Consider the following 10,675-nt stretch of genomic DNA (forward strand, 5'->3'; position numbering starts at 1 on the left):
CGCGGTGCACTTGGCTTTCGGTGGTACGCGCGCCGATCGCGCCCCAGGAAATCAGGTCGCCAATGTACTGGGGCGAAATGACGTCCAAAAACTCACTCCCCGCAGGCAGGCCTAAGCGATTGATGTCGATCAACAACTGGCGGGCGATACGCAGACCTTCGTCTATGCGGTAGGTTTCATCGAGGTAGGGATCGTTGATCAGCCCCTTCCAGCCCACCGTGGTGCGGGGCTTTTCGAAGTAGACGCGCATCACGATCTCGAGCGTGTCAGCGTACTTTTCGCGCTGCACCATCAGGCGGCGGGCGTAGTCCAGGGCGGCCGCCGGGTCATGGATGGAGCACGGGCCAATCACCACCAGCAGACGGTCGTCGGTGCCCGCCATGATGTTGTGGATGTTTTTGCGGGTATCGGAAATCAAAGTCTCGACCGACGTGCCGCTGATAGGGAAGAAGCGGATGAGGTGTTCTGGAGGGGGTAGCACGGTGATGTCCTTGATGCGTTCGTCGTCGGTTTTGCTGGTTTTTTCGACGCTCGCATACCAGTTGTCGCTGGTGGGGTGGGTCTTGGCATTCATGGGCTGCTCCTGTGGGTTTTGTATAAAAAGAGAAAGGGGGACGAAAAAAAACCGCCTGAGAGCTTGAGGCTCCGGCGGTTTTTATGAAGGGCTTGCTTGTCTACAACTTAGCCTCTCATCCGCCGGGGACCGAGAACCAAAAGTAAAAGTAGGCAAACACGCTTTGATGCATAGCTTTTCAATGTAACACAGACGGCTTAGGCGGTGCCGCCCACGGTCAGGCCATCAATGCGCAGGGTGGGCTGGCCCACGCCTACCGGCACGCTCTGGCCTTCTTTGCCGCAGGTGCCCACACCGGGATCGAGCTTCATGTCGTTGCCAATCATGCTGACCTTCTTCAGGCACTCGGGGCCGCTGCCGACGATGGTCGCACCCTTGACCGGGTACTGGATCTTGCCGTTTTCCACCCAGTAGGCTTCACTGGCCGAGAACACAAACTTGCCCGAGGTGATGTCCACCTGGCCGCCGCCAAAGTTGCTGGCGTACAGGCCTTTTTTGATGCTGCCAATGATTTCCTGCGGGTCTTTGTCGCCCCCCAGCATGTAGGTGTTGGTCATGCGCGGCATGGGAATGTGGGCATAGCTCTCGCGGCGGCCGTTGCCGGTGGGCTTGACGCCTATCAGCCGGGCGTTCATCGCGTCCTGGATGTAGCCCTTCAAGATGCCGTCTTCGATCAGTACATTGCGCTGGCTGGCACAGCCTTCGTCGTCCACATTCAACGAGCCGCGGCGGTCTTGAATAGTGCCGTCGTCCAACACGGTCACCCCCTTGGCGGCAACGCGCTGGCCAATGCGGCCGCTGAAGGCGCTGGAGCCTTTGCGGTTGAAGTCGCCCTCCAGCCCGTGGCCGATGGCTTCGTGCAACAGAATGCCCGGCCAGCCGGAGCCCAGCACCACGGTCATCACACCGGCCGGGGCCGGGCGGGATTCGAGGTTGGTCAACGCGGCGTGCACGGCGGCATCCACATATTCGTTGAGCATCGCATCGTCGAAATAGGCCAGGCCGAAGCGCCCGCCGCCGCCGCCCGAACCGACTTCGCGGCGCACCACGCCTTTGACGGTGGCCTCGGCAATCACCGTGACGCTGAGGCGCACCAAGGGGCGCACATCGGCCGCCAGGGTGCCGTCGGCACGGGCGACCATCACCACATCGTATTCAGCGGCCAGCCCGGCCATCACCTGGGCCACGCGCGGGTCTTTGGCCCGGGCGAGCTTTTCCACCCGCTCCAACAACTTGACTTTGGCGGTGCTGTCCAGCGTGGCGATGGGATCTACGCCCAGGTACAAGCTGCGGCTTTTTGCTATTTTTTGTGTAGCCACCTTCGCACGCTTGTTCTGCGCTGCAGCCGAAATAGACCGCACAGTACGGGCGGCATCCAGCAAGGCCGCTTCCGAGATATCGTCGGAGTAAGCAAAAGCAGTTTTCTCGCCGCTGACGGCCCGCACGCCCACGCCGTGGTCGATGCTGAAGGAGCCGGTTTTGACGATACCCTCCTCCAGGCTCCAGCCCTCGCTGCGGGTGTACTGGAAGTACAGGTCGGCATCGTCCACCTTGTGTGCGGTGATTTCGGCCAGCGCGCGGCTCAGGTGGGCGGGTGTCAGGCCAAAAGGCTCCAGCAGTAGCGATTGGGCAATGGCAAGACGTTCGAGGGTGGGTTCGCGAGAGATCATCCAAGCATTTTAGGCCGCATCACTCCCATCGGTTGAGGACAGAGCAAAGCCCACTTCGTGTGGCTCTTGGTCTGTCCCGCAAGGCTTCAGGATTGCACCAACCGCCGGGCTTTGGCGATCGACATCAGAATGCCCAGCCCCAGCCCCAGCGTCACCATGGCCGTGCCACCGTAGCTGATAAAGGGCAGAGGCACGCCGACCACCGGCAAGATGCCGCTGACCATGCCCATATTGACGAAGGCATAGGTAAAGAAGATCAAGGTCACGCTGCCCGCCAGCAGGCGCGAGAACAGGGTCGGCGCGTCCATGGCGATCACCAGCCCGCGCAGTACCAGAAACAAAAACCCGGTGATCAGCAGCAGGTTGCCAATCAGGCCGAACTCTTCGGAAAAGGCGGCAAAAATAAAGTCAGTGGTGCGCTCAGGGATGAATTCCAGGTGGGTTTGCGTGCCTTGCATGAAGCCCTTGCCCAGCACCCCGCCAGAACCAATGGCGATCATGCCTTGGATGATGTGAAAGCCCTTGCCCAACGGGTCGCGGCTGGGGTCCATCAGGGTGCAGATGCGCTGCTGCTGGTAGTCGTGCAACACCACCCAGCGCACGCCGTCGGCGCACAGCGCGGGTTCGTTCCACACAACCAAACCGATGGCGACCAGGCCCAGCAGCACCGGCGGCACGATGAGTTTCCAGCTCAACCCGGCAAAAAACAGCACCGACAGACCGGTGGTCATCACCAGAATCGCCGTGCCCAGGTCCGGCTGCTTGACGATCAGCGCCACCGGCACCGCCAGCAGCAGCCCCCCCACCAAAAAGTCCAGTGGCCGCAACTGTCCTTCGCGCCGCTGGAACCACCAGGACAGCATCAAGGGCATGGCGATTTTGAGAATTTCACTGGGCTGGATGGTGATGCCCAGGTTAAGCCAGCGCCGAGCCCCCTTTTTGGTGATGCCAAAAATGGCCACCGCAATCAGCAAAGCCACCCCCAAGGTGTACAGCGGAACGGCAAACGCCATGAGCCTCTGCGGCGGGATTTGCGCCACCACAAACAGAATAGCCCCCGCCAGCAGCATATTGCGACCATGGTCCACAAAGCGCGTGCCGTGGTCGTAGCCCGAGGAATACATGGTGAGCAAGCCCGCACACACCAGCATGAATACGGCAAACGCCAGCGGACCGTCAAAGCCGCGAAACAGCGGCCCAACGCGCTGCCATAGCGGAGGTTTTTCAAAGACAACAGACATCCCGCGATTATCGCGGCTGCAAGCGGCTAGCCCGCCAGGACGCGGTTCTTGCCGTTGCGCTTGGCTAGGTACATGGCCTGGTCGGCGCGTTTGATGCAGTCGCTGCCCGACTCGTCGGTAGCCAGCTGCGCCACGCCGGCGCTGAAGGTGATCATCACCTTCTGGTTCTCACGCAAAAAGAATTTCTTGGTCAGCTCGCGCTGCAGCCGGGTCAGGGCTACGACGCCCAGCTCCAGCAAGGTGTCCGGCAGCACGATGACAAATTCTTCGCCTCCGTAGCGGGCCAGGGTGTCTTGCGGCCGCATGGATTCGCGGGTGATATTGGCCAGGTGGGTCAGGGCCTCATCGCCAGCCTCGTGGCCCATGTCGTCATTGAGCTTTTTGAAGTTGTCGATGTCCAGCAGCGCCAGGCACAAAGGCGTGCCCTTGCGCTTGGCATTGGCGATTTCGCGCTGGATAGCCTCGTCCATGCCGCGGCGGTTGAGGGCCCCGGTCAGTGGGTCGTGCCGGGCCTGGGCGCTGACGCGGTCCAGCTCCAGGTGCAATTTGCTGATTTCGGACTCGGCCTGGGCGGTTTTTTCGCGCATGGCCTGGAGCTGGTCGCGCGAGTTTTGCGTGTCCAGCGCCATGCTGCGGGTGGCGCTGAGGGCGGTTTGCAGCACCGGACCCAGTTCCTCAATGGTCTGCACCTGCTCGATCTGGCGCGCGCATTCTTCAATTTTGCTGTGGTAAATGCCGCTGGATTCGCCCATCAGCGACAAACGGTCCACAAACGCGGCTAGCAGCTGGCGCATTTGCGTTTGGGCTTCCAAGGCGCGCGCCTTGGCTTCGGACTGCTTGGCGATCACGTCCACCAGCCGCCGCTGCACATCGTCCAGGCGGCGCAGGCTCAGGGGCGGGGTAGATGCCACCACCAGCGCGTCGATCTGGCCACGCAGCCATTGGTCGTCCAGGCACAGCTCGCCAATATTGGTAAACACCAGGTGCAGCAGTTGCAGCAAGGCGGTTTTGATCTCGGACTGGTCTTCGGCCGTGAACGACAGCCGGTGGGTGAAATTGGCCAGCATGGTTTTAGTGCGCGGCAAATCCGGCACCGGCTGGCGGATGAACGCCAGCAACTCGCGGGCTTGCTCCAGAAAACGCGGGTCGTCGGTGCCCAAAGCCGGCAAGGCGTTGTCGATCAGGCGGGCGATTTGCTCCATGAACTCGGGGGTCAGCGCCGGGTTGCTGTGGGCGCTGGCGGGAGCGGCTGGCAACCCAAAGCCACTGTCACCAAAACCCGAGTTGCCGCTGGGGGCGACACTGAGCATGCCAAAACCGGCATATCCCACCAGCGCGTTTTGCACGCCGTCCCAACTGCGTTGGTTGATAGCGGACTGCAACAACCCGCATTGTTTTTGCTGGCCGGGGTTTTTTGCAGGCAAGGCCGCCGCAATCAGGCGCAGGCGTTCAAACGGGAAATGCGCAGGCGCCATCGTGCCGGCCACCTCGTGGTACAGCGTCTGGTAGTTTTCAGGCGTGGGGGGCAGCTTTTTGACGCTGAGCAGCTTGAAGGTTTCTCGCGCAATTTCAGCAGGGGATCGTTCAGCCATGGCGCTTTGTAGTTAGTCTGTTGGGACTCGTGCCCCCCAAAAACGGCCATCGTAATGGCCCAACCCATCGCATCCAAACGGCGAGAGCATGCAGAGCATACGATTTTGATAGCATCTTCGCATGCTTACGCCCCATTTTGCTACCCATCTGCTGTATCTCCACGGCTTTCGCTCGTCGCCGCAGTCGGCCAAGGCGCGCCAGGTTGCCGCACGCGTGCAGACCCAGCATCCTGGCGTGACCTGGTGGTGCCCGCAGTTGCCGCCCTCGCCGCAGGCCGCTATCGAAATGCTGCGCCGAGGCGTCGCGGACTGGCCCTGGGCCACGATGGCCGTGGTCGGATCGTCCCTGGGCGGCTTTTACGCCACCTGGGTGGCCGAGCACACCGGCTGTAAGGCTGTGCTGCTGAACCCCGCCGTCAACCCGGCGCGGGACCTGGCCGAGTACATCGGCGAGCACACCAGTTGGCAAAACCCGCAGGAGCGCTTTTTCTTCGAACCCACCTTCGTCGGCGAATTGCAGACCCTGACCCTGCACAACCAGCCCCCGCCCGAACGCTACCGGGTACTGATTGCCAAGGGCGACGAGGTGCTGGACTGGCACGAAATGGCGGCCCGCTACGCCAGCGCCCAGCCCACGCTGCTGGAGGGCGGCGACCATGCGCTGAGCGACTTCGACACACACATTGACGGCATTTTTCGCTTTCTGGATCTACTGCCCGCAACCCCGCCCGGCTAAACCGGCCACGGCGCATGGGAGAATTCAGCCCATGTTTGCATTATTTGAAGAAGCCGGAAAATTCATGGCCGGGCGCATCTTGTCCGAAGCGGAGTCGTCCGCGCAGGTTGAACTCGACAGTGGCAAGCGGGTCAAGGTCAAAGCCGCCAACCTGTTGCTGAAGTTCGACAAGCCCACGCCCGCCGTCCTGTTGCAGGCTGCCCAAGGGGTCGCCGCCGACATCGAGCTAGAGATGGCCTGGGAATTCGCCCCCGAGGACGACTTTGGCTTTGCCGACCTGGCGCGCGACTATTTCAGCCTGAACGCCACGCTGGAACAGCAAACCGCCATGCTGCTGCGCCTGTTTGAAGCGCCGCATTACTTTCGCCGCGCAGGCAAGGGGCGGTTTCGCAAGGCCTCGGCCGAGATCCTGCAGCTCGCCCTGGCCGCCATCGAGAAAAAACAGCAGCTTGCTATACAAATTGCGACTTGGGCAGAGGAGCTAAGCCAGGGTTTGTGCCCGCCCGCTGTGCGTGAGCAGCTATACAAAATACTGTTTAAACCCGATAAAAACGGCCCGGAATACAAGGCCGTGGTGGAGGCTTCGCGCGCCACCCACAAGGCGCCGCTGGTGCTATTGCAGCACGCCGGGGCCATCGACTCGCCCTACCAGTTCCACTGGCGGCGGTTTTTGCTGGAAAACTTCCCCAAGGGCACGGGCTTTCCTGCGCTGGACGCACCGCAAATTGTGGACGAGCTGCCGCTGTCCACTGCGCAGGCCTTTTCCATCGACGATTCGCAAACCACCGAGATCGACGATGCGCTGTCGGTGCAGGGCCTGGGCAGTGGCACGGTGACGCTGGGCATCCACATCGCCGCGCCAGGTTTGGCCATCACGCCGGGCAGCGCCATCGACCAACTGGGCCGCGCCCGCCTGTCCACCGTCTACATGCCGGGCTACAAGCTGACCATGCTGCCCGATGCCGTGGTGCAAAACTACACCTTGCAAGAGGGCCGCGACTGCCCCGCCGTGTCGCTGTACGTCACGCTGGATGAAGCCACCCTGGAGATCACTGCCTCTGAGACCAAGCTGGAGCGGGTGCACATTGCTGCCAATCTGCGCCACGACCAGCTCGATACGCTGGTCACGGCGGAGTGGCTAGAGAATCCAGACTTTGAGCATGAAATTGGCATTCCGCGCATATCTATCCAGCGCGAACAGCTATCATTTTTATATAAACTGGCCAAACACCTCAAAGCGCAACGCGAGGTGGTGCGCGGCAAGCCCGAGAACTTCAACCGGCCCGACTACAACTTCAAGCTGCTCGGCAAGACCGGCGACGAGCCCGCAGGCAACGAGCAGGTGCAAATCACCACCCGCCAACGCGGCGCGCCGCTGGATCTGATGGTGGCTGAGGCCATGATTTTGGCCAACAGCACCTGGGGCAACTGGATGGCCGAGAACGGTGTACCCGGCATCTACCGCAGCCAGGCCAGCCTGCTGCCCGGCGTGAAGGTGCGCATGGGCACCAAGGCACTGCCGCACGCGGGCATCGGGGTCAAAAGCTATGCCTGGAGCACATCGCCCCTGCGCCGCTATACCGATCTGGTCAACCAGTGGCAAATCATCGCCTGCGCCCGGCACGGCAAAACCGCCGCCCTGGCCGCGCCGTTCAAGCCCAAGGATGCCGACCTGTTCTCCATCATCTCGATGTTTGACGCGGCCTACGCCACCTACAACGGCTACCAGGGCGCAATGGAGCGCTTCTGGACGCTGAAATACCTGCAGCAAAACGGCACCACCGAGATCATCGGCACGGTGTTCAAGGACGGCATGGTGCGCGCCGACGACCTGCCGCTGGTGCTGCCCGTGATGGGCGATGCGCCACGCGGCGCCAAGGTGCGGGTGAAGCTGGGCGACATTGACGAGATCACGCTGGATGTGCACGGCACCGTGGTCGAGCGGCTGGACACGCCAGCCGAGGCAGCGGCCGATGCTCCCGCCAACCAAGCCGAAGAGGCCGAGGACGACGAGGACGACACCAGCGCCGGGCCCATTGCCATCGCCGTCGATATGGACGAGCCCGAAGCCGCATCCGCCGCCGAACCCGCACCGTGAGCTGGCGCTTCCTCCGCAACTTCACCGCCCTGCAGCTTGCGCTGGGGGTGTCTATCACGCTGCACGCGGTGCTGCTGACGTTGCGCTTTGTCGACCCCGAGTCCTTCAACCGGGTGTTCCAGGACACGCCGTTGGAAGTGATTCTGGTCAACGCCAAATCCACGACCCCGCCCGACCGCGCCACGGCCATCGCCCAAGCATCGCTGGCAGGCGGCGGCGAGGCAGATGCGGGCCGCGCCACCACGCCGCTGCCGCCGTCGGCCCTAACCGACTTTGGTGAAACCATGGAGGCCACGCAGCGCAAGGTAGACGCGATGCAGCAGCAGCAAACCATGCTGCTGGCGCAGGTGACCCAGCAGTTGGCAAGCCTGCCCACTCCTGACCCGAAAAAAGCCAGCAATTCACCCGATGCCGCCGCGCAGGAAGAAAAGCGTCGCCAGTTGCTGAACCTGCTGGCAGCGGTCGAACGACGCATCAACCAAGAAAACGCCCGTCCCAAGCGCCGCTACGTCAGCCCCTCCACCCGAGAAGAAGTGTTCGCGCTGTACTACGACAACTTGCGCCGCCGGGTGGAAGACCAGGGGACAGCGAACTTTCCCGAGGTGGCGGGCAAAAAGGTCTATGGCACGCTTACCATGATTATTACCATCAACTTTGATGGCCAAGTGCTGGCCACCCAAATCGCCGAAAGCTCTGGTAGCCGGACACTAGACCGACGCGCTGAAGCGATTGTGCGTAAAGCAGGGCCCTTTGGCGCTTTCAGCGATGCCTTGCGCGCCAAAGGTGACCAGTTGGTCACGGTATATAAATTCGTTTTCAATCGTAATCAGACGCTGGAAACCAAAGTCGACACCCCGCCTTGAGCCCCTTTTTAAGACAGAAAGTACGTGTATGGACCGCTATTGCGTGATGGGCAACCCGATAGAACACAGCCGATCGCCGTGGATCCAAAGCCGGTTTGCCACCTTGATGGGCCACAGCCTGCAATACGACAAGTGCCTGGTACCGATGGACGGCTTTGTGCAGGCCATTGCCGCCTTCCGCGCCGAAGGCGGACTGGGCTGCAACATCACCGTGCCCTTCAAATTTGAGGCGGCCGCACTGGCCCAGCACGAGTCTTCGCGCGCCCAACTGGCCGGGGCCAGCAACTTCCTGCACTTCCGCGCCGACGGCATCCATGCCGACAATACCGATGGCGCAGGGCTGGTGAACGACATCCAGAACAATGCCGGTGTCGCCCTGGCGGGGCGCGACGTGCTGCTGATTGGCGCTGGGGGTGCGTCTGCCGGGGTGCTGGGGCCGCTGATCGCCGCCCAGGCCCGCCGCATCACCGTGGCCAACCGCACCTTGGGTAAAGCCCAGACTCTGGTAGCCCGTCACGCAGCGCTGGCACAGGCGCACGGCGTGCTGGTCGATAGCGCCGAACTGGCCGCTGTGCAAACGCCGTATGACGTGGTGGTGAACGCCACCGCCAGCAGCCTTAGCGGTGCAGGCGTGCCGGTGTCGCCCAGCGTACTCAAACCCGGTGCGCTGGCGCTGGACATGATGTACGGCCCGGCGGCTGCGGGCTTTATGGAGTGGGCTCGCACGTACCAGGCCATCCCGCGCGACGGCCTGGGCATGCTGGTCGAACAGGCCGCCGAGGGCTTTTTGCTGTGGCGCGGCGTGCGCCCCCCGTCGGCCCAGGTGCTGGCCGAGCTGCGCGCCACATTGGGCTGACACCATGCGCCCCGTGCTGCGCTGGCTGGTGCTGGTGGCTTTTGCCACGCTGGCGCTCCAATTGTTTTTTGTCGGCCGCATCGCCCTGATGCTGGTGGTGGCACCGCAATCCACCGCGTTTGAGCGTTCGGAGGCCTGGCGGCTGCTGACCAGCACGGACCAGTCCTTGCGCTGGCAGCAGGAATGGGTGCCCTACAGCCAGATTTCAGACAACCTCAAACGCGCCGTCATCGCCTCGGAAGACGGCACCTTCACCAACCATGACGGCGTGGACTGGGAAGCACTGGAGAAAGCTTGGCAAAAGAACGAGAAAGCCCAGGAACGTGCCGCCAAACAGGCCGCTCCGACCAAGGCCAAAACCAACGCCCCTCCCAAACCACCCAAGGTCATTGGCGGCTCCACCATCACCCAGCAACTTGCGAAAAACCTGCTGCTGTCGGGCGAGCGCACCTTGCTGCGCAAGGGCCAGGAGTTGGTGCTGACCATGTTGCTGGAGCAACTGCTGGACAAGCAGCGCATCCTGGAGATCTATTTGAACAACGTGGAATGGGGCGAAGGCGTATTTGGTGCCGAAGCCGCCGCCCAGCACTATTTCCGCAAACCTGCGTCCCGCCTCAGCGCATTCGAAGCCGCCCGGCTGGCGGTAATGCTGCCTCGGCCCAAGTATTTTGAAAAGGTGCCCAATTCCGGCTACCTGAGCAGCCGCGCGTCCACCATCGTGGCCCGCATGTCGAGCGCAGAGCTGCCTTGATAGCCGGGATGGATAATGCGCAGGCATTCCCGCCGAACCCGCCTGAGCCCATCCATGTCTGACATCCTCGAAAAAATCATCACCGTCAAGCGCACAGAAATCGCCGAAGCGATGCGCCGCACATCCCTGGCAGACATGCGTGCCGACGCGGAATCCCGCGTACTGACCCGCGACTTTGTGGGTGCCATGCGCAAGAAAATTGCCGCCGGACAAGCCGCCGTCATCGCCGAAATCAAAAAAGCCAGCCCCTCCAAAGGTGTGCTGCGCGCCGACTTCATTCCCGCCGACATCGCC

The 10,675-nt window shown here is 62.3% G+C and carries 9 protein-coding genes and 1 pseudogene; 6 read left to right on the forward strand and 4 right to left on the reverse strand.

Annotated elements, in window-relative coordinates; translation table 11 throughout:
• From ABI213_RS00005 to ABI213_RS00020, 4 genes are all read right to left on the reverse strand, one after another.
• On the reverse strand, window positions 1–574 hold a 574-nt coding region (locus ABI213_RS00005), incomplete at its 3' end, for a 3-deoxy-7-phosphoheptulonate synthase (RefSeq protein ID WP_348025578.1).
• Between the two features lie 197 nt (window positions 575–771).
• Window positions 772–2,244, reverse strand: coding sequence for a metalloprotease TldD (gene tldD / locus ABI213_RS00010; RefSeq protein WP_348025580.1), 1,473 nt, complete (start codon window positions 2,242–2,244; stop codon window positions 772–774).
• 86 nt (window positions 2,245–2,330) lie between these two features.
• Window positions 2,331–3,485 (reverse strand): rod shape-determining protein RodA, encoded by a 1,155-nt coding sequence (rodA, locus tag ABI213_RS00015; RefSeq protein WP_348007594.1) that lies wholly within the window; start codon window positions 3,483–3,485, stop codon window positions 2,331–2,333.
• A gap of 26 nt (window positions 3,486–3,511) precedes the next feature.
• Complete coding sequence (locus ABI213_RS00020) at window positions 3,512–5,077, reverse strand: diguanylate cyclase (protein WP_348008220.1); 1,566 nt, start codon at window positions 5,075–5,077, stop codon at window positions 3,512–3,514.
• A 121-nt stretch (window positions 5,078–5,198) separates the two neighbouring features.
• Between ABI213_RS00020 and ABI213_RS00025 the strand changes: the two genes are divergently transcribed.
• From ABI213_RS00025 to trpC, 6 genes and pseudogenes are all read left to right on the forward strand, one after another.
• On the forward strand, window positions 5,199–5,813 hold the full coding sequence (locus ABI213_RS00025; RefSeq protein ID WP_348008219.1) for a YqiA/YcfP family alpha/beta fold hydrolase: 615 nt from the start codon (window positions 5,199–5,201) through the stop codon (window positions 5,811–5,813).
• 31 nt (window positions 5,814–5,844) lie between these two features.
• Entirely contained in the window at window positions 5,845–7,911 is a 2,067-nt protein-coding gene (locus tag ABI213_RS00030; protein ID WP_348008218.1) for an RNB domain-containing ribonuclease, read from the forward strand.
• Complete coding sequence (locus ABI213_RS00035) at window positions 7,908–8,774, forward strand: TonB family protein (protein ID WP_348008217.1); 867 nt, start codon at window positions 7,908–7,910, stop codon at window positions 8,772–8,774. The genes ABI213_RS00030 and ABI213_RS00035 overlap by 4 nt, the downstream gene beginning before the upstream one ends.
• Window positions 8,775–8,802: 28 nt before the next feature.
• Window positions 8,803–9,630, forward strand: a complete 828-nt coding sequence (aroE, locus tag ABI213_RS00040) for a shikimate dehydrogenase (protein ID WP_348008216.1) — start codon at window positions 8,803–8,805, stop codon at window positions 9,628–9,630.
• Window positions 9,631–9,634: 4 nt separating this feature from the next.
• Complete coding sequence (locus tag ABI213_RS00045; RefSeq protein WP_348025582.1) at window positions 9,635–10,381, forward strand: transglycosylase domain-containing protein; 747 nt, start codon at window positions 9,635–9,637, stop codon at window positions 10,379–10,381.
• A 54-nt stretch (window positions 10,382–10,435) separates the two neighbouring features.
• Window positions 10,436–10,675 (forward strand): annotated as a pseudogene (gene trpC / locus ABI213_RS00050) (indole-3-glycerol-phosphate synthase TrpC); the annotation flags it as partial.

The organism is Rhodoferax sp. (assembly GCF_039922535.1).
Taxonomy (GTDB): Bacteria; Pseudomonadota; Gammaproteobacteria; order Burkholderiales; family Burkholderiaceae_C; genus Rhodoferax_B.